The organism is Bacteroidota bacterium (assembly GCA_039821555.1).
Taxonomy (GTDB): Bacteria; Bacteroidota; Rhodothermia; order Rhodothermales; family Rubricoccaceae; genus JBCBEX01.
Map to the genome: position 1 here is coordinate 17,747 of JBCBNX010000027.1, position 26,745 is coordinate 44,491.

The 26,745-nt window shown below is 66.5% G+C and carries 19 protein-coding genes and 1 riboswitch; of the genes, 9 read left to right on the forward strand and 10 right to left on the reverse strand.

Going from position 1 to position 26,745, the window contains the following annotated elements; genetic code table 11:
* Nucleotides 1–8: 8 nt before the first annotated feature.
* On the reverse strand, nt 9–1,034 hold the full coding sequence (locus AAFU51_17590) for an iron ABC transporter permease (GenBank protein ID MEO1573067.1): 1,026 nt from the start codon (nt 1,032–1,034) through the stop codon (nt 9–11).
* 370 nt (nt 1,035–1,404) lie between these two features.
* Between AAFU51_17590 and AAFU51_17595 the strand changes: the two genes are divergently transcribed.
* The 3 genes from AAFU51_17595 (at nt 1,405) to AAFU51_17605 (ending at nt 4,295) form a co-directional block, all read left to right on the forward strand.
* Nucleotides 1,405–2,352, forward strand: a complete 948-nt coding sequence (locus tag AAFU51_17595; GenBank protein ID MEO1573068.1) for a diacylglycerol kinase family protein — start codon at nt 1,405–1,407, stop codon at nt 2,350–2,352.
* 66 nt (nt 2,353–2,418) lie between these two features.
* Nucleotides 2,419–3,813 carry a sigma-54 dependent transcriptional regulator gene (locus AAFU51_17600; protein MEO1573069.1) on the forward strand — a complete coding sequence of 465 codons (1,395 nt, stop codon included), beginning with the start codon at nt 2,419–2,421 and terminating at the stop codon, nt 3,811–3,813.
* Nucleotides 3,814–3,944: 131 nt separating this feature from the next.
* Nucleotides 3,945–4,295 (forward strand): hypothetical protein, encoded by a 351-nt coding sequence (locus tag AAFU51_17605; protein MEO1573070.1) that lies wholly within the window; start codon nt 3,945–3,947, stop codon nt 4,293–4,295.
* A gap of 137 nt (nt 4,296–4,432) precedes the next feature.
* Here AAFU51_17605 and AAFU51_17610 read toward each other — a convergent pair whose 3' ends face one another.
* On the reverse strand, nt 4,433–6,913 hold the full coding sequence (locus AAFU51_17610; GenBank protein MEO1573071.1) for a prolyl oligopeptidase family serine peptidase: 2,481 nt from the start codon (nt 6,911–6,913) through the stop codon (nt 4,433–4,435).
* Nucleotides 6,914–7,115: 202 nt separating this feature from the next.
* On the opposite strand from AAFU51_17610, the gene AAFU51_17615 reads away from it, so the two are divergent.
* Nucleotides 7,116–7,652, forward strand: coding sequence for an SPOR domain-containing protein (locus tag AAFU51_17615; protein MEO1573072.1), 537 nt, complete (start codon nt 7,116–7,118; stop codon nt 7,650–7,652).
* Between the two features lie 5 nt (nt 7,653–7,657).
* Here AAFU51_17615 and AAFU51_17620 read toward each other — a convergent pair whose 3' ends face one another.
* The 4 genes from AAFU51_17620 to AAFU51_17635 all read right to left on the reverse strand — a co-directional run bounded on the left by AAFU51_17620 (nt 7,658) and on the right by AAFU51_17635 (nt 13,790).
* Complete coding sequence (locus tag AAFU51_17620) at nt 7,658–9,538, reverse strand: serine hydrolase (GenBank protein MEO1573073.1); 1,881 nt, start codon at nt 9,536–9,538, stop codon at nt 7,658–7,660.
* A gap of 111 nt (nt 9,539–9,649) precedes the next feature.
* Nucleotides 9,650–10,360: a LytTR family DNA-binding domain-containing protein gene (locus AAFU51_17625; protein ID MEO1573074.1), complete on the reverse strand. Its 711-nt coding sequence runs from the start codon at nt 10,358–10,360 to the stop codon at nt 9,650–9,652.
* Nucleotides 10,360–12,045, reverse strand: coding sequence for a histidine kinase (locus AAFU51_17630; GenBank protein MEO1573075.1), 1,686 nt, complete (start codon nt 12,043–12,045; stop codon nt 10,360–10,362). The genes AAFU51_17625 and AAFU51_17630 overlap by 1 nt, the downstream gene beginning before the upstream one ends.
* Nucleotides 12,046–12,128: 83 nt before the next feature.
* A complete protein-coding gene (locus AAFU51_17635; protein MEO1573076.1) occupies nt 12,129–13,790 on the reverse strand; it encodes a DUF87 domain-containing protein in 1,662 nt (553 codons plus the stop codon).
* Nucleotides 13,791–14,004: 214 nt separating this feature from the next.
* On the opposite strand from AAFU51_17635, the gene AAFU51_17640 reads away from it, so the two are divergent.
* The 3 genes from AAFU51_17640 to AAFU51_17650 all read left to right on the forward strand — a co-directional run bounded on the left by AAFU51_17640 (nt 14,005) and on the right by AAFU51_17650 (nt 17,945).
* A complete protein-coding gene (locus tag AAFU51_17640; protein ID MEO1573077.1) occupies nt 14,005–14,970 on the forward strand; it encodes a zinc-dependent peptidase in 966 nt (321 codons plus the stop codon).
* A 145-nt stretch (nt 14,971–15,115) separates the two neighbouring features.
* Nucleotides 15,116–16,543 (forward strand): aminotransferase class I/II-fold pyridoxal phosphate-dependent enzyme, encoded by a 1,428-nt coding sequence (locus tag AAFU51_17645; GenBank protein ID MEO1573078.1) that lies wholly within the window; start codon nt 15,116–15,118, stop codon nt 16,541–16,543.
* Between the two features lie 88 nt (nt 16,544–16,631).
* Nucleotides 16,632–17,945 (forward strand): YCF48-related protein, encoded by a 1,314-nt coding sequence (locus tag AAFU51_17650; GenBank protein MEO1573079.1) that lies wholly within the window; start codon nt 16,632–16,634, stop codon nt 17,943–17,945.
* A 102-nt stretch (nt 17,946–18,047) separates the two neighbouring features.
* Here the strand turns inward: AAFU51_17650 and AAFU51_17655 are convergent, their stop codons facing one another.
* Together AAFU51_17655 and thiC are read right to left on the reverse strand one after the other, a co-directional pair.
* On the reverse strand, nt 18,048–18,884 hold the full coding sequence (locus AAFU51_17655) for a hypothetical protein (protein ID MEO1573080.1): 837 nt from the start codon (nt 18,882–18,884) through the stop codon (nt 18,048–18,050).
* A 149-nt stretch (nt 18,885–19,033) separates the two neighbouring features.
* Nucleotides 19,034–20,971 carry a phosphomethylpyrimidine synthase ThiC gene (gene thiC / locus AAFU51_17660; GenBank protein MEO1573081.1) on the reverse strand — a complete coding sequence of 646 codons (1,938 nt, stop codon included), beginning with the start codon at nt 20,969–20,971 and terminating at the stop codon, nt 19,034–19,036.
* 70 nt (nt 20,972–21,041) lie between these two features.
* Nucleotides 21,042–21,140, reverse strand: a riboswitch (TPP riboswitch).
* 239 nt (nt 21,141–21,379) lie between these two features.
* Here thiC and AAFU51_17665 point away from each other — a divergent pair.
* Nucleotides 21,380–23,497, forward strand: coding sequence for a T9SS type A sorting domain-containing protein (locus tag AAFU51_17665; protein MEO1573082.1), 2,118 nt, complete (start codon nt 21,380–21,382; stop codon nt 23,495–23,497).
* Nucleotides 23,498–23,550: 53 nt separating this feature from the next.
* Here the strand turns inward: AAFU51_17665 and AAFU51_17670 are convergent, their stop codons facing one another.
* A complete protein-coding gene (locus AAFU51_17670) occupies nt 23,551–24,495 on the reverse strand; it encodes an L-lactate dehydrogenase (protein MEO1573083.1) in 945 nt (314 codons plus the stop codon).
* A 158-nt stretch (nt 24,496–24,653) separates the two neighbouring features.
* Between AAFU51_17670 and AAFU51_17675 the strand changes: the two genes are divergently transcribed.
* Nucleotides 24,654–26,291, forward strand: coding sequence for a trypsin-like peptidase domain-containing protein (locus tag AAFU51_17675; protein MEO1573084.1), 1,638 nt, complete (start codon nt 24,654–24,656; stop codon nt 26,289–26,291).
* A 12-nt stretch (nt 26,292–26,303) separates the two neighbouring features.
* On the opposite strand, the gene AAFU51_17680 is transcribed toward AAFU51_17675, so the two are convergent.
* On the reverse strand, nt 26,304–26,745 hold a 442-nt coding region (locus AAFU51_17680), incomplete at its 5' end, for a transposase (protein ID MEO1573085.1).

Consider the following 26,745-nt stretch of genomic DNA (forward strand, 5'->3'; position numbering starts at 1 on the left):
CGCTGCCTTCATGCTGACGAGGCCGACGGCCCAGCGCGCCGCAGCAACCAGAGGAAGAAAGGCACACCACAAAGCGCGGTCAGTACGCCGACGGGAAGCTCTTGGTAGGGCAGCACCGTCCGAGCGGCTAGGTCGGCGAGGACCAGGAACGGCCCGCCGACCAGGAAGGCTATGGGCACAACGCGCCGGTGGCTCACGCCTGTCACAAAACGAACCGCGTGCGGCACAATCAGCCCAACGAATCCGACGACACCCGCTGCGGCCACAAGCATGCCGGTCACCAAGGCGCTCCACACGATAAGCCCCCACTTGATGCGCTCGATGGGCACGCCGAGCGCGCGGGCCGCATCTTCGCCCGTGAGCAACGCGTCGAGAGGGCGCGCCACCAACCAGAGGAGGGTAGTACCGAGGAGCGCGGTGCCAAGTGGCAGCCAGAGCGTGGACCACTGCGCTCCGGCGAATGACCCGAGAAGCCAGAACAGCACCGCGCGCATCCGGTCGGCGTCGGGCGAGGCAAACGTCACGAACGCCGTCACCGCGGCGAACAACGCTGAGAGCGCTACGCCCGCGAGGAGGAGGCGGGCCGTCGGGAGGTAGGAGCCCTCCCGTGCGACGAACACCACCAGCGTCATCGCGATGAGGGCTCCGAGGAAGGCGGCTAGAGGGAGGCTCAGCGTGTTGCTTAGTAGGGGAGGCAGAAACCCGAGGTAGAACAGCGACGCCCCGGCACTCGCGCCGCTCGACACGCCCAGCAGGTACGGCTCGGCCAGGGGGTTGCGCACGAGCGCCTGCATCCCGACCCCGACGACAGCAAGTCCTCCGCCTACGGCGAAGGCCAGCATCACGCGTGGGAGGCGCAGGGACCAGACGATAGTCGAAGCCGTAGGGTCTGAGGGCGACACACCCGTTAACCTGGCCGCGATCACCTCCATCACGACGCTGGGAGCCAGGTAGACACTGCCGAAAAGAATCCCTGCCAACACAGCCAGCAGCGGTACGACGCCGAGGGCGAATCCCCAGACGAGACGGTTCACGGTCATGCCACGGTCAGCGCACGTGCGGCGTATCCCGAGCACGCACGCGGAGAGAGCACGGGATCGGCGCGGGGCAGTAGGACGGGCTGGGGCGACACGTGGCGTGCATGAAGCGAAAAGCAGAAAGTGTACGGTTGCCCAATCTAGCATGGGGCGCACGGCGCGTGTAGATGGGTCTCGATGGGGCCGAATACACTATGAGTGTACACGATGGTGTACAGCGTTGACCAATCGGATAGAAAAAAGTTGGAACAGGATTTCGTTTTCACCGATAGATGTGCTTACTTTATGTAACGGGTCGCGCCACCGGAGCTACGATTTGCTCTCTCCATCCCTCCCAAATCACCCGGCGACGCCCCCTTCACCCCGTATGTCGTACACGTTCATCCTCAACCCAGCTGCCGCCCATGGGCGGGCCGGTCGGCTTCGTGGCCGGCTCAGCGACCTCGCCAAGCGCCTCGGCCTGGCGTTTGAGGTGAAGCAGACGCAGCGGTCCGGCCATGCCACCGCTCTTGCGCAGGAGGCTGGCCACCCTGGCCACCGCGTCGTTGCGGTCGGCGGCGACGGGACCGTTCAGGAAGTCGCCACAGGACTTGTCGGCTCCGGAGCGACCCTGGGTATCGTCCCCATCGGCACTGGCAACGACTACGCTCGCTCCCTCGGCCTGCCTACTAAAATGGACGAGGGTTTGCGGATGTTGCCGTTCCTCCAGCCCCAAACGACGGATTTGGGGCGAATCGGCTGGACAAATGTAGATGGCTCTGCGCACGAGCGTCTCTTTGTGAACGCCATCGGCGTCGGTTTCGATGCGCGCGTGGCCGTTCTGGCCGAGCGCTACAAACAGCTTCCCGGGCAGGCAGCCTATCTCGCCGGTGTCTTCAGGGGGCTTAGCTCGTGGACCAACCCGAACGTCCGCGTTGCGGCCTCGGAGCACGCTGCCGTGCTAGCGGGCGCAGAGGAGCCTCCGGTTTCTCCATCGCCGTGGTTCGACGGCCCCTTGTTCCTACTTGCTATTGGCAATGGCTGGTCGGTAGGAGGAGGCTTCCGCCTTACTCCAGACGCCCAGCCTGATGACGGGCTCCTGGACCTCTGCGTACTGCGCGGCGTCACCGCGGGCCGTGCGCTCCAACTCCTGCCCCGCGCGATGCGCGGCAAACACACGACCGCCGAGGAAGTCGCGCTTGGCCGCGTTGCCTCCGTCGCCCTCGACTCTGAATCCCCGCTGCCCATTCATGCGGACGGCGAGATTCTGACTACCAGCGCCATCCGGCTTACCACCACCATCGAGCCGGGTGCCCTGTCTGTGCTGCGTCCCTGAGCGCGCAGCCTCCACCACTCACACCACCGTCCACACCATCCCTCCAACTCACGCCCTCTGCTTCCAATGAGCAAGAAGCGCATTTTCATCGTGGACGATGACCCCAAGATCGGCGAGCTCTTCGCCACGGTCTTGAACCGCGACGGCTACAACGCGACCTCCTTCACCAGCGCCACCACCGTCCTCGACGAGATCGACGACGGCAAAGTCCCGGATGTCATCCTCGCTGACCTCCACATGCCGGACATTACCGGCATCAAGCTGCTCGACGAACTCCGCGACCGCAACCTCGCGCTGCCGGTGATCATCATCACGGCGCAGTCGTCGGTGACGACGGCCGTCGAGGCGATGCGGCTGGGGGCATTCCACTACCTCTCGAAGCCGGTCAACCTCGAAGAGATGCGCGCCCTCCTCGCGAAGGCGCTCGACCTCTACGGCGATAAGAAGGAGCTCAAGGAGATCCGCACGCAGCGCCGCAAGAAGCACTCGGCAAGCAAGATCCTCGGCAAGTCCGACGAGATCCAGCGCGTGCGCGACACCATCGACACGTTGAAGGATATCCCGAATACTATCGTGCTCGTGCGCGGTGAAACAGGGACCGGCAAGAACCTGATCGCCAAGACGATCCACTACACCTCGCGGTGGAGCGGGGGCCGCTTCGTCGAGATCAACTGTGCTGCGCTGCCCGACAACCTCCTCGAATCGGAGCTGTTTGGCTACGAGAAAGGCGCCTTCACGGACGCCCGCGCAGCCAAGCCTGGCCTCCTGGAGATCGCCGACGGCGGCACCCTCTTCCTCGACGAGATCGATTCGATGAGCCTCCCACTCCAGGCGAAGCTCCTCAGCTTTCTGGAGAGCCGCACCTTCCGCCGCCTCGGCGGGGTGGACGACATCAAGGTGTCGACGCGCATCATCTGCGCCACCAACGCCGCCCTCGAAGAGCGCATCGCCGAGAAGGAGTTTCGCAAGGACCTCTTCTTCCGCATCAACGTCGTCTCGATCAAGCTCCCGGCGCTCCGCACGATGGGCCGCGACCTGCTCATGATCGCGCGTGAGATCGTGAAGGGCTTTGCGAAGGACTTCAACAAGGAGATCGACGGCTTCACGACGGAGGCCGAGGAGAAGCTGCTCGCCCACGACTGGCCTGGCAACGTGCGCGAACTGCGCAACGTGCTCGAACGCGCTATGATTTTTGCGCAGGGGCAGAGGATCGAAGCCAAAGACCTCATCCTGCTCAAGGCCGATGGTCTCGACACGGACGACGCCGACGGCTACTTCCGCTTTCGCTCAGGCGGCTCCCTCGAAGACCTCGAGCACGAGTACATCCGCCACATCCTCACCGTCCGCTCGAACTCGTCCTACGCCGACGTGGCCCGCCTGCTGGGCATCTCGAAGAAGACGCTCTGGGAGAAGCGCAAGAAGTACAACCTCGACGAGGAACTGGCCGAGGCCGCCGCATAGAGGGCGGCGGCGTAACAGTCAAAGGCTACGCGCACCCCGATGTTTGATAGGAACCTCGGGGTGCGTACTATGTAGCCTAACGACACCAAATTGTAGGTTACACGGCATTCCCCGCCCTTCCGCTACTGGATATGACCGAATTGTGGTGCTGGCGGTGCCAGCAGGAGACGCCGATGCTGGATGAGGATGAGTGGCCCGAGATGGCCGCCGCTCTCCGACGCGGCATCCGCAACATCAAAGCGCGGCGACAGGCGACCGGCGCCAGCTTGGCTGAGGTGACGGAGGGCAACAAGCTGCAGGCTCAGTATGCCGAGGCGCTCGATCTGTACGAGCGACTGACGGGCTACCGCGAGACGAACCCTCTCGCGCTGCACCACCACCGAGTATCGATCTACGGCCCTCCGTGCCAGACGTGCGGCAAGCCGCTTCGCACGCCAAAGGCCAAACTGTGTGCAGCGTGCGGTGCCCGCCGTGCCGTGTAATCCGCGGCTGCAGGCCGACGCGGGGCTCCAGCGTTCTCAACTCGTGCGGGCGTCCACGTCTACCTTGCCTCGTTCCAACCTCACGGCATCAGCCCCGCGCGGCTGAGCCGCCATCTGTTGTTGGCGCAACGTGGACATCAGGGTGCTTCCGTTCCCTCCTCTTCAGCCTCAGCAGAAGAACCCATGGTGACTTCGGCCTGCTTCACGTAGGTGTCGAGCCACTGATCTTGCTCCCAGAGCATGTGGAGGATTGACTCGCGGGAGCGGTAGCCGTGGCTCTCGGCGGGGAGGAGCACGAGGCGTGCGGTGCCGCCGAGGCCGTTGAGCGCACCGTAGAGCCGCTCGCTCTGGAGCGTGAACGTGCCCGGGTTGTTGTCGGCCTGGCCGTGGATGAGCAGGATCGGCTCGTTGATCTTCTCGGCGTGCATGAACGGGCTCATGTAGGCGTAGAGGTCGGGGGCCTGCCAGTAGGTCCGCTCCTCGCGCTGGAAGCCGAACGGCGTCAGCGTGCGGTTGTACGCTCCACTTCGGGCAATGCCCGCGCGGAAGAGGTCCGAATGCGCGAGCAGGTTGGCCGTCATAAACGCGCCATAGGAATGGCCTCCGACGGCGACGCGTTCCGAATCCACCACACCGCGCCGGACGCCTTCCTCAATGACAGCCGCCCCGTTCATCACGAGCTGCTCGCGGAAGCTGTCGTTGGGTTCAGCCTCGCCCTCCCCAACGATGGGGAAGGCGGCGTTGTCGAGGACGGCGTAGCCGCGCGTCACGTAGGGCACCGCGCCCCAGTAGCTCACGCGGGTAAACTGGTAGGGCGAGTCGGAGCGCTGCCCGGCGGCGCTGGCGGACTTATACTCGCGCGGGTAGGCCCAGACGAGCGTCGGGAGCGGGCCGTCGCGCTCGGCGTCGTAGCCCGGCGGCAGGTAGAGCGTGGCCGAGAGCGGGACGCCGTCGGCGCGCTCGTACTCCACCGTCTCCTTCTGCACGGCGGCGAGTTCGGGGTACGGGTGCGGGAAGGCCGTCACGGCACGGTCCGTGCCCGCATCGAGGTCGCGCAGGACGTAGTTCGGCGGCTCTGTGGTCGTCTCGCGGCGGGTGAGAAGCTCTGTCGAGGCGTCGTCGAGGAAGGCGACGGGGCGCTCGTAGAACGGAGCTTCGGAGCGGAAGAGCTCCATCGTCTCTTTCGCCGTAAGGTCGAAGCGGCGCACGAAGGGGCGGTTGCCTTCGGGCGAGGCGCCCTGGCCCGTCAGGAACATGGCTCCGTTGTCCAGCAGCAGTTCGTTGTAGCCGGCGTCATTGCGGACGGTCATCGGTCGACCGGGATCGTTGTAGCGGTCCTCGAAGGAATACTCGAAGAGCAGTTCTGGTGCTGCATCAAGGCTGCCCGGCGTGAGGCGGTGTACGCGCAGGGCGCGGTCGGCCCACCAGTACTCGTAGAGGATCGCGGTATCGTCGTCGCCCCAGGTGAGGCTGGAGAAGCGGAGCGCGAGTTCAGTCCACGGCGTCGGCGCATCGTCGAAGGGGGCGGCGTGGACGAAGAGCCGGTCGCGGACGTCGGCCTCGGCTCCAGCATCGCCGCCGTCCTGCGCTTCGGTCCAGACGAGCGTCGACGGGGCGTCAGCGCGCCACTGCACCGAGCGGGGGCCGGTCCGTACCGAGCCAAACGCGATGGGAATACGCTCAGCGAGCGGCAGGGTCGCTACGGTGTGTACCACGTCACCCGAGGCGAGATCGTGCACGGCGATTGTGTGCGGGAAGCGCGACCACGGGACGAGATACGAGTAGGGCGGCGTAATTGTCTCCGTGAGCAAGTACTGCCCGTCTGGCGATGGCGCGAGGGCCACGTTGAGGCTAGGCGACCCGAACGACTGCACCGTCCCGTCGAGGCGTGCGACGACGAGTTGGCTCGTGACGTAGTGCTCCAAGAGTGCCTCGTCGTGGGCGCTTTCGAGGAGGTCCTGGTAGGTGCGTGCTGGGGCGGCCTCGCCTGCGGACTCGCGCACGACCGGGCCCGTCGGGACGAGTGCGACCTCGGGGGCCGCGCCTCGCCGGCTGGGAATCGTCCGCACGACGACGCCGTCGCTGCCCGGCAGCCACACGAACGGGGCACGCGGCGCAGCGTCATTGATGGGCGCCTCGATCCACCGGCGTGCGGTGCCTGCCGCTACGTCGGCCACCCACAGCTCGACCTGAGACGCCCGGTCGAGCGTGAACGCCGCGTAGGCTCCGTCGGGGCTCCACGCCACGTTGCGGATGCGCGGTGCGTCGGGGAGCCCCGAAATCGAGCGCGGATCCCCCTCGCCATCGACGGCGCGGAAGGCCAGGTCGCTAAACGACGAACTCCGCGTCGGTCCGGGACCGTTGAGGCGAGGGTTGATGCGAATGCCTGCCAGCCCGATTTCAGGCTGTGCCATCTCTTCGATGCCGGGAAGACCTGGACGCTCCAGAAACGCCATCACCGAGCGATCGGGGCTCAGGGTCACAGAAGGTGTGCGCGGCGCATCAACGAGACGAGCCAGCTCGGGAGCTGGCGACTGGTAGGACACGGTGGCATCTTGAGCGAGCAACGGCGAAGCAAGAAGGCACGTGAGGGCGAGGAGCGAGAGGGCGCGAGACATAGGCGAAGTCGGCAACGAATACACGGCAAGGACAGCGGTAGCGCGGTGGGCTGAGTCTACGAACAACGAAGGCGCCCGGGACACGTGAGAGGTCGAGCAGGGTCGTCGCGACGAAACGGAGAACCGGCGAAACGGTCGCTATGGCGGGCAGGGAAGCTGACCTCGCCGTAGCTTTCAACTTTTTCCCAACCGCGCATTGCCGATGCGATTTGTCCTCACGCTCTTCGTCCTCGGGTCCGTACTCGCCTTGTCAGCCTGCTCTGGCCCGCAGAAGCCCGACGATCCAGCGGACGTACCTACTGCAGGCCAGGCTCCAGACTACGAGACGTTCGACCCGGCGCCGTACGATCGCGAGCCGGTCGCGCAGACGCAGACGGGGCCGATTCAGCACGATGTGCCCGAGACCCTGATGGCTGGGCAGGTGGAACCGCCTGAGCCCGAGGGGCCACGCTACGTGCAGGGCTTCCGTATTCAGGTGTTTTCGTCGCCCGACAAGGCTGCCGCCGACCGCGTCGCTGACAACGTGGAGGCGTGGTGGCGCTCCGTACGCCGCAACCCCCGCGTCCCGTCGTCGATGGTGGGCAATGCTACCCCCGAGGTGCTCTACCTCCAGCCCTACTACCGGGTGCGGATGGGGCGCTTCCGGTACCGGGACGAGGCCGAGTCCGCGCTTGGGTTTGTCCGGCAGCGCTTCGGCGATGCGTTCTTGATGCCCGAGCGCATCCGCGTCAGTGGCTGAGCCAGCTAGTTGCCGCGTCTGGCCCGGAGTCGTTTCAGCGCGGCCAGTCCGCCTTCGCTCTCGGGATTGAGCGACAACGACCGCTCGTAGGCGGCGATGGCTTCGTCGGTGCGCCCCGCGAGCGCGAGCGCTTCGCCGAGACTGTCGTGCACGTTCCAGGAATCTGGGAAGACGTCCGCGTTGTAGGCAAAGATGAGCAAGGCCATCGTGGTGCTGTCCTCGCCAAGCGTGGCATACCCAGTTGCGTTGATCGCAGCCTCGTTCAGGATACCCGCGTCGAGGCCAGCATCGAGCGCAGCGCGGAGCACCTCGGTGGCCTTCAACGGAAAGCCAGCGTCCAGGTAGACCCCGGCCTCGTGCATGCCTTCGCGAAGGGTGGTCATGGCGGGCACCCGCTCCAGCGTCGCGGGTTCTTCGGACCGGACAAGGAAGTCGATGCGACCCTCCGCATCGCGTCCGAAGTGGAGCGCCCGGTCGCCCGATTCGTGCACAAACACGTCGCGCTCGGCGGTGGGGAGGTAGTGCTGGTCATTGAGGGAGAGGCCCCGCTCAGTTAGCCGCACCGGGCGAAGTGCGGAGACGCCCCAGGCACCGCGCGCCCGCTCGTCACGCGAGCAGGTCCGGCAGAAGGTGCCGAAGGTGTAGTCGCCGACGTAAGGAGAGAGGTCACGCCCGTCGAGCGGCACGGACAGTGGCATGACGGGAGAGGGAACGTCATCGTAAAACGCCTCGGCGATAACCTCGTTGATGCGCTGGCCTACGTTGACGAAACCGCCCCCTGCCTCGTGGTTGCGGTTGGTGACGATGAACACCCCGACGTTCGCGTCCGGGTAGAGCGTCAGCGAGGTCCAATAGCCGAGCATGCTCCCGCCGTGGCCGACCGTGCGGATGGCGGGTCCGTCAGGCAGGTCGAAGCCGGGTGATTCCCAGAAGCCGTGCGTGACGCCGGTGAAGCCTGGGGCCGGACGAAACTGCGGCGCGAGGACGGCCCGGGTAGCCGCCGGGGAAAAGAGCCGGCCCTGCCCGCTGGCACCGCTGCCAGTCATAGCTTCCATAAGTCGGCCCATGTCAGCCGGCGTGGCGTCGATGGACGAGGCGGGCGTGGTGACATACACCTCGTAGGGCTGCGCCACATACGCACTATCGACCCAGCCGTGACCTACGGCAAGGTCATCGACGTGCGCGGTGTCGACCTCGACGAAGCTGCGCTCCATGCCGAGCGGTGCGAACAACTCCTGCCGCATCGCCTGGTCGTAGGGCAGCCCCGTAACGCGTTCCAGAACGAGGCCCGCGAGTGTGATGCCGTAGGTGTCGTACCGGAAACGCTGTCCCGCAGCGTGCGTGCGGCGGAGGTTGCCGGCCTCCAAATAGGCAGCCAGGGAGGGCCGTTGCGCTTTCCGCTGGGCCAGTGTCTGGTCGAGGTCCCAGACGTGGCGGTCGAGCCCGATCTGATCGAACGCAGCCGTGTGCGTGAGCAGGTGCTCGATGGTCACCGGCTCGTCGGATCCGCTCAGGTTGGCGATGCCATCGACGTACGCGGACACGTCGTCGTCATAGGCCAGCCGCCCGTCGTCGATCAGCCGGGTCACGGCCAGCGCGGTGAGGGCTTTCGAGACGGAGCCGATGCGGAACAGCGTGCGCTCGGGGTCTACGGGACGGCTAGAGGCGACATCGCCCACCCCATAGCCGCGTTGCACCAGCGTTGCCCCGTCCTTCACGACGACGACCGCCACACCAGGAAGGTGCGTGTCGCGCATCTCTTCCTCGACGATCGCATCGATGGTGGTTGTCAGGTCATCGACGGAGGGCGCCGGCTGCGCATCGAGCCAGGCACTCGACGAGAGCAGCGCAAAGACAGAGAGCAGGGCGGGCAGGAACGAGCGCATGGAGACAAGAGGTACTGCGTGGAGGAATCGTGCTCAGGTCCACGAGCGCTCGACCTCAAGGATGCGCCGCCCGGCGTCAACGGCTCTCAGGCCGGCCGAACGTCTCATCGGTCACGGGGAGTCCGTGTGCAGCCCGAGTCGCTTGCGAAGGTCATCGACACGCGTACGACCGACAGGGAGCTCGACGCCCGACCTCAGCACGGCCGAGTAGCGACTGCCGGGGCGCACACGGAGCTGCACGATGTCGCCGAGCCGGACGAGGTAGGACCGGTGGATCTGCACGAACGAGGTCGGCAGGATCGTCAGGAGCCGTTCGAGCGACTTCGCATGGAGTCGGACGCTGCCGTCGCGGAGCACCAGTTCGGCATAGGAGTCTGCCGCGTGCACGTGCGCGATGTCGGCGACGGGGACCAGCTCGATGCGCCCCGGCGAACGGACCGCCAGCGTGGCGGCAGGGTGCGCCGCGCGCGCACCGCGCAGTCGGTCCAGCGTCAGCGCGAGCCGGTCTTGGTCGAACGGTTTCGGGACGAAGTCGAGCACGCCAACCTCGAACGCTTCGAGCGCTCGCTCCGTGTGCGCTGAGACGACCACGGTGTGAAACGCACCCGCCACGACGTCACGGAGAAGGTCGAAGCCGTCTTCGCCGTGGAGGTTGAGATCGAGGAAAACGACATCCGGCGGCATCGCATCGAGGACAGCCCGCGCGTCCGTGAGCGTCGGCGACACGTCGACGCGCGTCAACTCACTGCCTGCGAGGCCGCGCAGTAGCCGCTCCAGCCGCTGTGCGATGATGCGCTCGTCTTCGACAATCAGGACACGCATCAGCGTGAGGAGATAGGCTTGAGGTCGAGCGGAAGCAGGACGCGTGTCACCCAGGCGCCTGATTCGGGACCCGAGTCGAGCGACCAGCGGCCCGGCGCGCATTCGTCGAGCTGAGCACGGACGTAGCGAAGGCCACCGCGCTCTGGACGGACCGCAGGCGATGCCGAGGCGAGAGGTGCCTCAAACGTGAGGGCGCGGTGCGTGTCCGTGCGCTCCTCGCACAGCACGAACGTCACCCGTCCTTCTGGGTACGCGTTGTGCGTGATTGCATTCTCCACCAGTGTGTGGAGCACCGCCGGAGGAATCGGCGCGTCCATGTCGACGTTTTCCGTCGCCAACGCGAACGTGTTGCCCTTGCGGTAGCCCATCACATCGAGATGCGCGCGGCATAGGGCGAGTTCGTACGCCATCGAGATCACAGTCTGGTTCGACACCTCGGCGAGCATCTGGAGTTCGCTAGACAGCGCCTCCAGCGCGCGTGCCCCTTGCTGGGGGTCTGTCTCGACCCATTCGATGATGGATGTGAGGGCATTCATCAGGAAGTGAGGGTGGAGGTGTTTGCGGAGCAACTCAGCCTCCAGCCGGGCCTTCGTCGCCAGCGTGGCGATGTGTCGCTGGTGCTGGCGACGAGTTTGCAGCCCGAGGTTGGTCAGCAGCCCGGCGAGGAGGACGCCGAACGCCGGAAAGAGCGCCGCCTCCATGAAGTCGAAGCGGGCCACGGCCAACGCAACCAAGCATACGGCGACGCCTGAGAACGCCAGGCGTGCACCTGGCTTGCGATGAAAAGCGGCCCAACCGACGACGCCTGCACTCAGCGCAAAAGCCACCGCGAAGACCGTGAACGTACCCACTTCATGCGAGCCGCTCGCCAAAAGCACCACGGCCAACAGCGTAGCCACACCGAGCGCAAGCGCGCGACCCTGTGGCACCACAAACTGCGCGGCGAGCGTTGCCACCACCAACACCCCCGTCATCCAGGTCAAGGCCTCAATGACACGCAGGCGGACGACGTGCCAGTCGTATGTGTAGCCGATCACGACCCGCCAACCCTCGGCCACGAGCAGCAGCGCCATGGTCAGGCAGAGTGCCCCCGTCAGCAGCGATGCCCAGCGTCGGTCGGCAGTAAAGAGGAGCCCGTGGTAGAGCGCGATCAGCACAAAGGCACCGAGGAACACGAGCGGCAGCGCGATGCCGTAGAGGGGCTCTCGTAGAAGTGCACGGTACTCCCCGGCCACAATGTGAAGCAACAAGCCGTTGGCCCCGTCGGGTCGATGAAACGACGAGAGTCGGAGCGCGAGAAGGTGGGGTCCTGCCGCCGCAAGGCTGTCCGGCACGCGGAACGAGGCGTCCATCGGACCTGGCACCTCCTCGCCTGGGGAGGAGCCAACATGGCCAGTAGCGCCAAGACGGGCACCGTCCCAATAGACCTCGCGCGCTGCGGCCCCGGCCACCAGGAGCCCGAGGGTCTCCGTCGCGGGCACGTCGATGTCAATCCGTACCCAGAGAACGCCCGCCGAATCGGGCAGGGCATGGATCGCAACGTTGGACCAACTCGCATCGTCCGCCGCCGCCGTTGCCCAGCGGGGGGCGTCGCCGTACTGATAGCGCGCCTCGGTGGCTACGGTGAGCGGCCATGGCGAGGCGCCAAGACACCCACTCAGCGCAAGTCCGAAGCCGAGACACACGAAAGTTGGGAACGCAAGTCGACGTGTGAGAGGGCCACGGCGTGTACGCGGGCCACGGGGCTGAGGCGAGCGATGCCGCCTCCTCAAAACAGCTCGTCCGTCTGCGCCTGAATGCTCTCGTAGACCACCGGCGAGCCGTCGCCTGACGCATCCGGTAGGGGTTGCTCCATCGCCCGGAAGAAGTCGGGGCCGTAGGTCCGCGTCGTGAGTTGGATCGGCATGGGGAGTGCGTGACCAAAGGCGAGCACCTGCTGCTTCGAGTCGAGGGTGGCGAGGATCTTCCGCAGCGCGCCTGCGCCTGCCGTGCCCACAAGTGCCGCCGCGATGTCCTTCTCGTCCGAGAGTTGCGCGACGATCTTCGTCCCGATCTGGCTCAGCACCTCCTCGTCGATGCCGCTCGGGCGCTGGTCGACGATGAGCAGGCTCACCGAGAACTTGCGCATCTCGCGGGCAATTTTGCCGAACGGTGTCTCGCGCGCGGTCTGGGGCCCGAGGAATTTGTGCGCCTCCTCGATGGTGATCAGGAGCTGCTGAGGCTTATCGGCGGGGTCGCCGGAGCGCTCGAAGTCCTCGTAGCGCCGCTCGTAGCGGTCGCGCAGCCGCCGCGTGAGCACGTTCGCCACGAGGAGGTAAATCAACAGGTTGTTGTACTTCCCGAACTCGAAGACGACCGACCTGCCCGCATCGATGCTTTCGAGGAGCTGATCCAGGATGTCGATGCGGGTGCCGCGCGGCTCCATCCTGAAGAACGGCAGCCCGCTCAGCCGGTCGAGCTTGCGCTTGAGCGCGAGCAGCGAGCCCTCGTGCGCGCCCGTGTCGGCGGCGATCTCGCCGATCTCCTCGGTCGAGGCGTCGAGGAGCCGGACGAGCCACTGGTCGCCGAACTTCTTTTTGAGCTGGAAGGTGCTCTCGGCGGAGGTCGCCGTCAGGTTGAGCGTGTCCGAGAGCGGGAGGATGTCCTCGGGTGTGATCTGGTCCGCATAGAGGTGCACCTCCACGTCCGGCTGTTTGCCGCGCCGCCGCGTTGAGGTCGGGTCGAGCGAGAAGACGTGCACCTTCGACGGGAAAAGTTGCTTTAGGCCCTTCGTCTGCGTGCCCTGGCCGTCGGCGGTTTCCTGCATCGCCGTGAAGCCGTACTCGTTGTGCATGTCGAACACGAGGTTGACCGCTTTGCCCGTGCGGATCGCGCCGCACAGCAGCAGGCGCGTCAGGAAGCTCTTGCCGGTGCCTGTCTTGCCGAAGACTGCGTTCGAGCGCTCGACGAAGCGCTGGAGGTCAAGGCACACCGGCGTCTCGTCCATGCCGACGGGCGTGCCGATCTCGAAGTAGCGCGCGGGGTCGCTCGCCTCGCTTGAAAACACGCGCGCCACATCTTCTGCCGTCGCCTCGCCGACCGGCGCGAAGTGGGCGGGGACCGTCTTGACGGGGCGCGGCTCGTCGTCGCCGAGGCCCTGCGGGAGCATCAGCATGGGCTTGAGGCTGACGGTGGCGTAGGTCGCCGCGCCGCGCAGCACCTCGCGCAGCAGCGTCGCCTCGGGCGCGGGCGGGTGGAGCAGGATGTCCTCGTTCGCCGCCGCGATTTCCAAATCGGTGATGAGCGAGAAGAAGTCGAACTGCTCCCCCTCGACCACGACAAAGGTGCCGGCGCGGAGCGTCTCGACGGAGCGCCGCGCGTCGAGCTTCATCTGCACGCCCTGGCCAAGCGAGCCGTGGGTGAGGACGCCAAGGGCAGGACGGTCGGGCATAGCGGTGTGGGCTGGTCGGGAGGGCTGGAAAGTACGGGGTGAGAGGAAGCGCGAGGCGCAAGGAGTGAAGCGGGGGCGGCGAGGCTCGGGAATAGCGACTCGGGAATAGCGACATCCGAATAGGGAGGGGGAGCACCAGCGTTCGATAGTCGTTTGACAAAGCGCGAAGCCAACCACACCTTTTTCGACCTTCGACCTTCGACCTTCGACCTTCGTGCAAATCGTCCGCGCCTCCGATCTCGTCTTCAGGCTGCTCATTGGTGGGCTGCTCGGGCTCGTCGTGGGAGTGGTCGGCGTTGTGGCGATGGGCGCGGTGGGCGCGGTGTGGGCGCTCGGGCCGATGCTCGTTGTGGTCGCGCTGGCGGGGCGCACGCCGTGGCGGCGGTGGCGCCTGGCGCAGCAGAAGATGCCTGCGTCGTACCGGACGTGGCTCGAAACCCACGTCAGCCTCTATGCGCGGCTCGACGACGCAGGCCAAGCACGCTTCGAGCGCGACGTGCGCTTTGCGCTGGCAGAGCGCCGCTTCGAGGGCGTAGACGGGGTGGAGGTGACCGACGACCTCCGGCTCGGCGTCGCGGCGGGCATCGCCTTGCTTTTGCACGGGCGGCCCGACTGGGAGCTGTCCGACGGTCGCACCTTTCTTTTTCTACCGACCTACTTCGGCGATCATACGGACGAGATCTACAGCGAGGAGGACTACGGCACCGCGGACTACGACTACGATGGCATGGTCCACGCTCAGGGGCCGGTGCTCCTCGCGGCACCGTCCGTGCGCGACGGCTGGGCACGACCCGACGGCCAGAACGTCGTCCTGCACGAACTCGCGCACCTCTTCGACTTCGACGACACCGACGCCGACGGGCTGCCGTCGCTCCTCGACCCGGGCTCGCGCGATGCGTGGATCACGCTGATGCACCGCGAGATGCGCGCGGCTGAGCGGGGCCGTTCCATGCTGGGGCGCTACGCCTCGACGGCGCCCGCCGAGTTGTTTGCGGTTGCCACCGAGGTGTTCTTCGAGCGGCCCGTCGTGTTTTCGCAGCGCCACCCCGAACTGTTCGACGCGCTGGCGGCCTTCTACGCGCTCGACCCGCGCTCGCCGGGCTGGGAAGCCACGGCCAACAGCCCGCCCGAGCGACAAAGCCGTATGGCGCGCCGGTGGGGGTCTCAAGGCACGGCGTGAATACGCTTGAGGCAACGCACGACGATCTTCGCTTGACGGGGTAACTCTGGATGCACACCTTCCTCGACCCTCGACCCTCGACCCTCGACCCTCGACCCTCGACCCTCGACCCTCGACCCTCGACCCTCGACCCTCGACCCAGCCCATGCATCCCCGCGCTCTCCTCAATCACGCGCTCGACGCCATCGATGCCTGGGAGGCGTCCTACGGCAACTTCGCCCCGCACGCTAGCACCGATGTGCCCGCTGAACGCTTGCGGACGGCGATGGACGAGTATCTCGCACGCATCACGGCGCCGCCGCAAGGAGAGCGGCACGGGACGTATCCTTTCTTCCACCCGCGCTACGCCGGGCAGATGCTCAAGCCGCCGCACCCCATCGCGCTGGCAGCCTATGCCGCAGCCATGCGGACCAACCCCAACAACCACGCGCTCGATGGCGGGCCGCCGACCGGCCAGATGGAGAAGGAGGTCACCCGCGACCTCGCGGCGCTCTTCGACTTTCCGGACGGCGAGGACGGCAGCGCGGCGCTCGGGCACCTTACGAGCGGAGGTACGATTGCCAACCTCGAAGCGCTGTTCGCGGCGCGCGAACTCGCGCCTGGCACGGCGATCGCGTCGAGTGCGGACGCGCACTACACCCATGCGCGGATGGCGCACGTCCTCGGCGTCGAACACCGCACGGTGGCTGCTGACTCCGATGGACGCATCGACTTGAACGCGCTGGAGGACGCGCTCGCGGCGGGCGGCATTGGCACGGTTGTGCTGACGGGTGCCACGACGGGCCTCGGCGTGGTCGATCCGCTGCAGGAGGCGATCCCGCTGTGTCGGCAGTATGGCGCGCGGGTCCACATCGACGCGGCCTACGGCGGTTTCTTCCGGCTGCTGGCCAACGAGGCGTCGGCCCCCGCAGGGTTTCCTCACGAGGCTTTCCACGCGATGCGGGACGCTGACTCTATCGTTGTCGATCCACACAAACACGGGTTGCAACCCTACGGCTGCGGCGCCGTGCTCTTCCGGGACCCAGCCGTGGGACGGTTCTACAAGCACGATTCCCCGTATACCTACTTCTCGTCCGACGAACTCCACCTCGGCGAGATTAGCCTCGAATGCTCGCGAGCGGGCGCGGCGGCCGGGGCGCTCTGGCTTACGCTCCGTTGCCTCCCGCTTCGCGCCGACGAGGGCCTAGGCCCCATCCTAGCTGCGACCTTGCGGGCAGCCCGCCTCTTTGCGGCGCAAATCGACGCGTCGGATGCGTTCACGCTCTACGCGCCACCCGAGACGGACATCGTCGCCTATTTCCCAACAGCAGAGCGGCTGTCCGACATCGACGCCATGAGTGCGGCCCTCTTCGACGCGTCGATGCAGGATCCGGACGACCCCGTCTTCCTCAGTCTCTACCGGATGAGCGCAGCCCAGCTTCATGCCCGCCACCCGAATCTCGTTGCTGACGTGCCCCATGCACGCGTCCTTCGAAGCGTGCTGATGAAGCCAGAACACGAGCACGCGGCGGGCTGGCTCGTGGAACGGCTCCACGTGTTTGAGGCGCGCCACCGTGCGCACATGGGTGCCTAGAATGGCCTCGGAGGGACTAATTCGTCAGCGCTACTTTGCGCCTCCTCGCCGCCCTTTTTCGTCGCCCTAGTCCTCGCCCAGTCATCTCATGACCGTTGCCCCCCGTTGGCTTGTCGCAAGCCTTGCGTTCGTCCTGCTGTCGCCGATCTCTTCGGGCCAAGAAGCTGCCGGATGGAGTCTCCTAGACGCCTCGCCCTGGAACTTCTACAGGTTCGAGGACGGTAGTTTTGTCAGCCCCGAGCGCGGGTGGATTGTCAACGGCGACGGGGAGGTGTTCCAGACGGCCGATGGCGGCCAAGCGTGGAGCCGGCAGGCCGTGCTCCCGGCCTACCTGCGGTCGGTGGTGTTCGTGAACGACTCCCGCGGGTTCATCGGCACGCTCACCCAGCCCAACATGCTGTACGAGACGCGGGACGCCGGGCGGTCGTACCAGGACATCTCGGACCGCATTGAGGGGCCTCGCCCGTGGGGGATTTGCGGCCTCTGGGCTGTTAACGACGACGTGATCTACGGCGCCGGATGGTTTGCCGCGCCCGCCCACATCGTCAAGTCGACGGACGGTGGCCAGACCTGGACATCTACACCGATGGACGCCTACGCAGGCTCGCTCATCGACGTCTACTTCTGGGACGAGCAGCGCGGGATCGCCGTGGGGGGTACCAACGGCCTCGAAGCGGACGGCCGGGCGCTGGTCTTGCTCACCGAAGACGGCGGCGAGACGTGGACCACGCAGTATGTCAGCGCCGATCCGGGCGAATGGAGCTGGAAGATCTCGTTCCCGACCCCTACGACCGGCTACGTCTCGGTCGAGGAACTCGACGGCGGCTTCCCGGCCAAAGTCTTGAAGACCACGGACGCGGGGGTTACGTGGACGGAGCTCTCCATTCCGAATAGCGACCACCTCCAGGCCATCGGTTTCATCACAGAGGACACGGGCTGGGCGAGTGGGCGCGGGACGACCTCGCTCACGACCGACGGCGGCGAGACGTGGACGCCGATCGACCTCGACGGCTCCATCAACCGCTTTGAGTTTTTCGGCGACTCGCTGGCCTATGCCATGGGGCGTCGCATCTACCAGTATGCTACGCCGCCTGCAACGAGCATCGGCGAGGGGGCAACTCCCCGTGCAGCGCTCGCGCTCCAGCCGGCGTTCCCAAACCCGTCGACGGGTGGCGTGACAATCCCATATTCGCTCGACGAGCCGGCAGCGTTCGAGGTTGTCGTCTATGATTTGACAGGCCGCCGCGTCGCCGTCGTCGCAAAAGGCGAGCGGTCCATCGGCGCGCATGAGGCGTACTGGGACGGACGCGACGCGCGAGGAGACCGCGTGGCTCCCGGCGGCTATGTGGTGACGCTCACTGCGAACGGCCGCCGCATCTCTAGCGCCCTGCTGCGGATGTAGAGATCCTGCTCACAGCAGAAGACTCCAGCGAGCGAGCCCGGTGGTCAGGCAGCAGTCGCCCTGCATAGAGCTTTCCGGCATTCGATGCCAGACGGAGCGGGTTCAGTGTCCCTTGATTGCAAGGCGCCCGTTTTGTGTCCGCAGGCGCACGAGCGGTCCACCGTCGCCCAGCGAAAGCTTGGCCACGCGACGCTCTAAGATGTCGGTCGCGGACGGCGTTGGGGTGGGAATACCGTAGTCGAGGTCGCCGTTGGTAACCTGGGCGTCCAGCGATGCCGAATAGGCTTCGGGTAGCGAGAGCGAGAGCGTCCCGTTCACCACGTGCACATCGAGGCCTTCCCCGACCCACGTGGTGCCCGTGAGACGGACCTGCGCTGATCCGTTGAGCGTCGTCCCGCTGACGTCGCCGCCGAGGTCGGTGAGGTCAACCCCGCCGTTGACAGTACGGTACCGCGTCGTGCCCACCATCCCGCGGACGTCGATGCCTCCGTTCTGGGTGGAGAGGTCGAGTTCGGTATGCCGGGGGAGGCGGAGTCGGTAGCTGACATCGACCAGTTCACCGCGCCGGGTGCGCGGCACCGAGGCGCTGAGCGCGTCGCCCTCCCGGAAGACTACCTGTTCGGCGAGCGAACGGGCCCGGCGTTCGTCGCTGCTGAACACGAGGATGCGTGCCTCTACCGTCGCATCATCTCGGTCCCAGCCAGACGCGGCGATCCCCCCCGCGACTCCGGCATCCACCCGGATCGGCCGCGTGAGGTCAACCCGGATCGGCCGAACCTCGCAGTGCGCAGCCTCCGCACCGTCCAGCTGAAACCCTGGAGCTTCGCACCACGTGGCATTGCCTTGGCTCAAAGCTGGCTGCTGGTAGGTCAGCGACGAGGGGGACACGCATCCCACCATCAACACACTGGCAGCGAGCGACGTGAGAACGCGTGCCATGCGAAGGCGTGGAGCGAAGGGCAGACCGAGTAAGGAGGAGCGCATGCCGAGGTGAAGTGGGAAGCCGAAACGGAGAACGCGCAGCGACAGATTGCACGACAGAGCGTCCGTACGGCGCGTCACTCGGCGGGTTACGTGTAGGCGAGGCGCTACGCTTTGTGATACAGCTCACCTCCAGCCGCAGCAAACTCTTCGGACTTCTGGCGCATGCCCTCGGGGATGGCCGCCTCGACCTCCACGCCGTGCTCGGCGGCGTAGTCGCGCACGTCCTGCGTGATCTTCATCGAGCAGAACTTCGGCCCGCACATCGAGCAGAAGTGGGCCACCTTGGCTGAGTCTTTCGGGAGCGTCTCGTCGTGGTAGCTGCGCGCCTTCTCCGGGTCGAGGCCGAGGTTGAACTGGTCCTCCCAGCGGAACTCGAAGCGGGCCTTTGAGAGCGCGTTGTCGCGGGCTTGCGCGCCAGGGTGGCCCTTGGCGAGATCGGCGGCGTGCGCGGCGATCTTGTAGGTGATGACGCCCTCGCGCACGTCGTCGCGGTTGGGGAGGCCGAGGTGCTCCTTCGGCGTGACGTAGCAGAGCATCGCGCAGCCGTACCACCCGATCATCGCTGCGCCGATGCCCGACGTGATGTGGTCGTAGCCGGGCGCGATGTCCGTCGTGAGCGGCCCGAGCGTGTAGAACGGCGCCTCGCCGCACCAGTCGAGCTGCTTGGTCATGTTCTCCTGGATGAGGTGCATCGGGACGTGACCCGGCCCCTCGTTCATCACCTGTACGTCGTGCGCCCAGGCCTTCTTCGTGAGCTCGCCCTGGACGTAGAGTTCGGCAAACTGCGCGTCGTCGTTGGCGTCCTCGATGGAGCCGGGGCGCAGGCCGTCGCCGATGGAAAAGCTCACGTCGTAGGCGGCGCAGATCTCGCAGATCTCGTCCCAGTGCGTGTAGAGGAAGTTCTCCTGGTGGTGCGCCAGGCACCACTTGGCCATGATCGAGCCGCCGCGCGAGACGATGCCGGTGCGTCGCCGTGCCGTGAGCGGGACGAAGCGCAGGAGCACGCCCGCGTGGATGGTGAAGTAGTCGACGCCCTGCTCGGCTTGCTCCACGAGCGTGTCGCGGAAGAGCTCCCACGTGAGGTTCTCGGGCACGCCGCCGACCTTTTCGAGTGCCTGGTAGACGGGGACTGTGCCGATGGGGACGGGGCTGTTGCGCAGCATCCACTCGCGCGTCTCGTGGATGTGCTTGCCCGTCGAGAGGTCCATCACGGTGTCGGCCCCCCAACGGATTGCCCAGACCAGCTTCTCGACCTCCTCGGCGATGCTCGACGTGACTGCCGAGTTGCCCATGTTGGCGTTGATCTTGACGAGGAAGTTGCGGCCGATCACCATCGGCTCGAGCTCCGGGTGGTTGATGTTGGCCGGGATGATGGCGCGGCCGCGCGCGACCTCGTCGCGGACGAACTCGGGCGTGATGACCTTCGGGATCTGTGCGCCCCACGGCTGGCCCGGGTGCTGCTGGAAGAGCGCTGGGTGCGTCTCGCGCAATGCGTCTAGCTTCTGGTTTTCGCGGAGGGCGATGTATTCCATCTCGGGCGTCACCTCGCCGCGGCGGGCGTAGTGCAACTGTGTCACGGTGCGTCCGCTCACGGCCCGGCGGGGCCGGTGCACGTGCTCAAAGCGGAGGTGCGCCGTCTTCGCATCGTCAAGCCGCTCGCGACCGAATGCCGACGAGGGGCCGTCGAGCACCTCGGTGTCGCTGCGGTCCGCGATCCACGTGCCGCGCACGCTCGGCAGGCCCTGCCGGAGGTCGATGGCAGCGTCGGGGTCGGTGTAGGGGCCGGAGGTATCGTAGACCGGGATCGGCGGGTTCTCCTCCACGCCGAAGCTCGCGGGCGTCGGGCTCTGCGTGATGAGCCGCATCGGCACGCGGAGGTCGGGCCGGGAGCCCTCGACGTAGATCTTGGACGAGCCTGGGAGCGGGCGGCGTACCTCGTCGGACAGTTGATCGAGGCGTGCGTGCGTAGCGGCGTTGGCGGCGTGTTGCCCCTTAGGGGTGCCAGATTTTGAGGGCGCAGCAGCGGGGGTGGGCATTTCCATGGCGGCTTCCGGGCGTGGGTCCGTGGGACAGGTGAGCGGAAGCCGGTTGTACCCACGGGCGGAGCACGCCCGGTGGACCGTGAAGCCTCCCTACGCCGGTACGAGCCGGATCAGGTGCAGAGGGACTCTCTCAGCCGTCGCTACTAGGACGGCACCCCTGGCTTCCACCGCCAAGGTACGACCGACGGCTTCGAACTAGGCGGCACGTCAAATCGACGAACCGGCTTGACGTGGGCTTTCTGACCGTGCATCTTTGTGGACGAGTACAAGCCTCGCGTCGTTAACCCGCTTTTGACGCAGCGTGCTCGCTTGCGGTCCTCGCCCACCACCGGGTACGCATACGCCTTTTGCACGCCTTGCCGGGCGGCTGCCCGGGAGTGCGGTGCATTCACCTGACCGCTTGCTGCTATGTCGACGCTTCGTCTAGTCGTTGCCTGTCTCGCGTTGGCAACGCTTTTGCTGACCGCACACCCCCTCGTGGCGCAGGACAGCGACCCGCGCCCCGTTGTGCTGACCGGCGCCGAGGTCGCCGACCTGCTCGGCGCGGCCGTCACGGCCCCGATCTGCTACGCGCACGGTGCGGGCGCTTGGGCCCCGTGCCCGATCCAGGTGGACGAGCGGGACTGGCTCGACCCGGCAGTCGCGTACCCTGCGACGATTTCGGATGCGGACGAGCTCTTTGGAGGGGCTGCGCAGCTCCACTACACGGCGCCTCAGGACTATCCGCATCCCGGCTTCGACCCGGTCGTCCCGCCGGACTCAGACCCGACCCTCGACGCCAACGACGAGATCGTGACCATGCTGCGGTTCTTTGGCGACCGCGTCGATACGGTCACAGACCCGCCCCCGTTCGCGCCGTTCCAGATCAGCGAGGTGGCCGTAGAGGGCCGCTACGTCTATCTGTATGTGCCCACTACACCACAGAGCCAGGCCGCCGGGCATGACCTCGTCACCTATCAGTTTGACCTGCTCGCTGGCGACTTTCCGGCGGCCTACAACTTTGAAGGCGACACCCGGCTGCCGGACGCTTGGGCGGTCGGCGATCATTTGGCTGCCAATCCCGAGTACAGCCGCGTAGAGACGGCGCACTACGCGACCTCGTTCGAGGACCGTTGGATACAGCGAGAGCTTCGGCTGGCGACGACTCCGGTGGAAGAACGTGCATCGGTTGCCTATGGCCCAGACCTCCTAGACCGGGTGAAATACGGCTCTCGCCCACACCTCATCGGGGAAAACGGCTGCGAGCGTTCCATCTTCAGCGCGAGCGCCCGGCGCGGTACGCTCGGCATCCAGAAGGACGGCCCTGTCCGCGCCCTCCGCTTTGCGCAAGGGTTCAACTCCGGCGGACACAACTACGTGCTCCACGAGCTCTACGAGCGTGTCGTCGTGCTTCGGATGGCACACCAGATGCACCGCACGCCAGGGGCCACCATGTTTTTCGACTATGCGCCGTCAACTGTGGGCATGACCTACTACAGCAACCTCCAGCCGACCGGCGTGAGTATCGACGGCCAGCCGGACCGGCTCCCGGGCAACCACTACGCGAACGACTACCTCACCTGGGACATGCTTATCGGACCGGAGGGGAGCCTCATTGGCACCTGGAAGGCCGATACGAATATTGACGACCTCTACCCGTATTCCTACTACGAGGACAACGTCACGCCTGAGGTGACGCAGTGCACGGGAGACGGCGGTGCGTACGCGTCGAGCGGTAACGTCTATTTCGTCGGCGAGCCTGACGACGGCTATCTCCCCTGGACAGACCCGCCGGATGTGCGCTCGATCGACACGGAGGGCGAGTTGCGATACCTACACCAGATCCGTCGGTTCGTGGCGGACGGGGTCCAGCGCACTAAGACGGAGGCAGATGCGGTCCGGGCCATGCTCACGGCACCCCCTATGCCAACCGTGGCGCTGGTCGATGCCGGGGGCAGCATTCCCGTGGAGCTGGCCCGCTTCGACAGCGTGATTGACGGCACCGATGTCGTGCTGACCTGGGTCACAGCCTCCGAGACCAACAACGCCGGGTTTGCTATCGAACGGGCGACGAACGAGTGGCTAGAGGCGGATGTGCCCGGTAGCTTCGAGGAGATCGCGTTCGTGACCGGGGCGGGCACAGCGTCCGTGCCTCACGCCTACGCCTGGCGCGACGAAACGCTGGCCCCTACCGCCTCGCACGCAACCTACCGGCTCCGCCAGATCGACTTCGACGGGGCCTTCGCGCTGTCCCCGGAAGTAGAGGTCACGCTGCCGGCTCCCTCCAGCCTTCACCTCGCGGCGCCGTATCCCAACCCGGTCACCGATGCCGCGACGCTGGCGTACGCGCTCGCTCGCGCTGGTCAGGTGCGTATCGACGTATTCGATGGACTCGGTCGGCTGGTCGCCACCCTCGCCGCTGAGCGGCGGGAAGCCGGGCGCCACCAGGTAACGTGGGAGCCCAACGAGCAGGTCGGCGGCATCTACCTGGTGCGGCTTTCAACGCCGACCGGGACGGCGGTGCAACGGCTCACGCTGCTCCGGTGACGGCGTGCGGCACGGCGCTCTCCCCGTATCGTCTCCCGTCAGGCTCCTTGACGCTACATGTCCAGTTCGGCGAGGCTCTCCTGTAGCACCGCCGCAGAATTCGTGAGCCCAGCCAACTCATCGTCGGACAGCGTCGGCGGCACGTGCGCTTCGATGCCGCCGATCCCAACGACGCACGGGATGCTCAGGCACACATCGCCCAGCCCATAGGCATCGTCGAGCGGGACGCTGACGGGGTGGACGCTCCGCTCGTCGGTGAGGACGGCCCGGACGAGCCGCGCGATGACGGTCCCGATGGCGGTGTTCGTGTAGCCCTTCCGCTCGATGATGTGGTAGGCGGCGCGGCGGGCGTCGTCGAAGAGCGCGTCCATGGAGGCGCGGTCCCAGGGGCGGCCGAGCACGGTGCGGTTGAGGATGGGCTCGGTGCCGATGGTGACGCCGCTCCAGATCGGGACCTCCGAGTCGCCATGCTCGCCGAGGATGTAGCCGTGCACCGAGCGCGGGTCGACGTGGTAGTGCTGGCCGAGCAGCGCGCGGAAGCGGGCCGAATCGAGCGTGGTGCCAGTCCCGAAGATGCGGTTGGACGCGCGGCTCGACTGCGCAATCGTCACGGCCGTCAGCACGTCGACTGGATTGGTCGCAATCACCAAGATGGCCTTTGGTGCGTGCTTGTCGAGGTCCGCCACGATCGACTCGAAGATGCGAGCGTTGCGCCGGAGCAGGTCGAGGCGCGTCTCGGACGGGTCCTTTTGACTTGCACCGGCTGTCACCACGATGACCTGCGCGTCGGCGAGGTCTTCGTAGGTGCCAGCGCGGACGGTCACGCGGCCGACTAGGGCTTGGCCGTGCATGAGGTCCATTGCCTCGCCCTCTGCCTTGTCTCGATCGAGATCGACGAGGACAAGGTCGCTGGCGAGCCGCTGTAGGAACAGGGCGTAGGCCGCAGCCATGCCGACGTGGCCTGTTCCGATGAGGCCGACGGTTCTGCGCTGAATCATGATCTGAAGCACATAGGTGAGAAAGAGCGGGGTCGATACACAGGGAAGTACCTCGGGTTCGTGCTAAGCGGCACCTCGCGGGATCTTCGTGCGGCGAAACAAACCGCCGGTACGGGCGGTGCATCCCCTCGCTACTCTCCTGCATCTCTGCCTTTGCTATGACGACGCGCCGCGTACTCTACGGATTCTTACTCGTGGCGCTTGGTCTGGCGGTGGGGCTTCTTGCAGCGCGGTGGCTCTGGCCTGGGGTTTCAGACGAGGGACCACGTCCGGTTGTCACGGTTGCACCGCCACCTGAGACGGTCACGCTCGGGCGGCAGGCCCCGTATGAGGAGCCGCTGCCGCGCATGCCGCAGCTCGATGTGATGGACGACTTGTTCCAGACCGTGGCGCGTCGGGTCACTCCCACGGTGGTATTCATTCGCGTAGAAACCCGCGGGCGCGGCGATGGCTTCCAGCCGTTCCAGCGCGAGCCATTTCGCCGGTCAGCGGGCTCCGGCGTCGTGGTCTCTGAAGAGGGCTTCGTCCTCACCAACCACCACGTAGTGGACGACGGTGACCGCATCCAGGTACTCTTCGATGACGGGCGCGAGTTTGACGCCCGCCTCGTCGGTACCGATCCGTCGACCGACCTCGCGGTGATTCAGCTGGTCGACTACGATGCAGACAATCCGGTGCCCGTCATCGCCCTGGGCGACAGCGACGCCGTCGAGGTGGGGCAGTGGGTGCTTGCTGTGGGCAACCCGTTCCGCCTCCGCTCGACCGTCACCGCAGGCATCGTCTCTGCGCTCGGGCGCCAAGTCGACATCATCACCGACACCTTCCGCATCGAGGATTTCATCCAGACGGATGCCGCCATCAATCCCGGGAACTCCGGCGGAGCCCTCGTGAACCTGCGCGGCGAACTCGTGGGCATTGCCACGGCGATCGCGACCGAGAGTGGTTCCTACGAAGGGTACGGGTTTGCCGTGCCGAGCAACCTGGCCGCGCGGGTCGCTCAAGACCTCATTGCCACGGGCGAAGTCCAACGCGGCTACCTGGGCGTCGAAATCCGCCCCGTCACGGAGGCTGACGCGGAGGCCGTCGGCCTTGACCGCATCGCGGGCGTGCTCATTGCGGGCGTGGCCTCAGGCGGGGCCGCCGACCAGGCAGGTCTGCGGCGCGGCGACGTATTGACCGCCATCGACGGGGTCGATCTCGCTGCGCCCAATCAGTTTCAGAGTCAGATCGCCCGCCGCCGCCCCGGCGATGTCATCGCGCTCGACGTGTGGCGCCGGGGGCGCTCGCTCGACCTCGACGTGCGCCTCTTCGGCCGGGACGATGCGGCCTTCCAAGCCTGGATGAATGACCTCGGCGACGACCGCGGTGCGACCCCGCCGTCGCTACCGGAAGGGCACCCTGAGCTGCCTGAGGGACACCCGCCTCTCCCTGAAGGGCATCCCGAGATCGGTCCGGCGCCCGATGCCGATGGCGTCCCGGAGTCGGTCACGTTGGAGAACTGGGGCGTGGAGCTTCGGGATCTTACGGCCCGCGAGCGCGACCTCTACAACGTCCGGAGCGGTGCCTTCATTGGCGGCGTGAGCGAGGGAGCGGCAGCATCCCTCGGTGGCCTGCCCACCGGCTCGGTCATCACCAGCCTTGAATTCGAAGACGGCCGGCCACGCCGCGTCCGCTCGGCGGAGCAGGCGGCACAGGCGCTGGCACTCGCTGCGATGGGAGCCGGCGAAGTGCTGGTAGAGGTACGGCGTCCCGATGGGACTGTGGCCTTCTACGAGCTCGTGCTAGGAGAGCTATGATACCATCTCCGGCTAATGAGTTGCGATGTGGTCAGCGCCGCCCGGCCACCAGTGGTACAGCGTCAGCGAACGCACCCGCTCCGCCTCGCACGTCACCGCCACGCACCGCTCCGCCAGCGCTGCCTCCAAGTCAGCAAGCCGCTCGAACACCCGGTTGGCCAGCGGCGCGTCCGTGAGCGACCACAGCCGCTCGGCGGGTTGCAACTCCGGGCTGTACGAGGGCAGATGCTTCAGGCGCAACGCCTCGCTCTCCAACGCGAGCGCCCCCTCCGAGACGTGCCACCCCGCTTGGTCAAGCACCAGCATCACCGCCTCCTGCCGCCGCCGCAAGAACGCCCGCACGATGGCTCCGAACGTCTCCGTGTTGACGTACGGGGCCAACCAGAACTCCGTCTCGCCCGTCTCGGGTTGCACGAACGCGTAGACGTAGAGCCATTCGTACCGAGGGCGCACT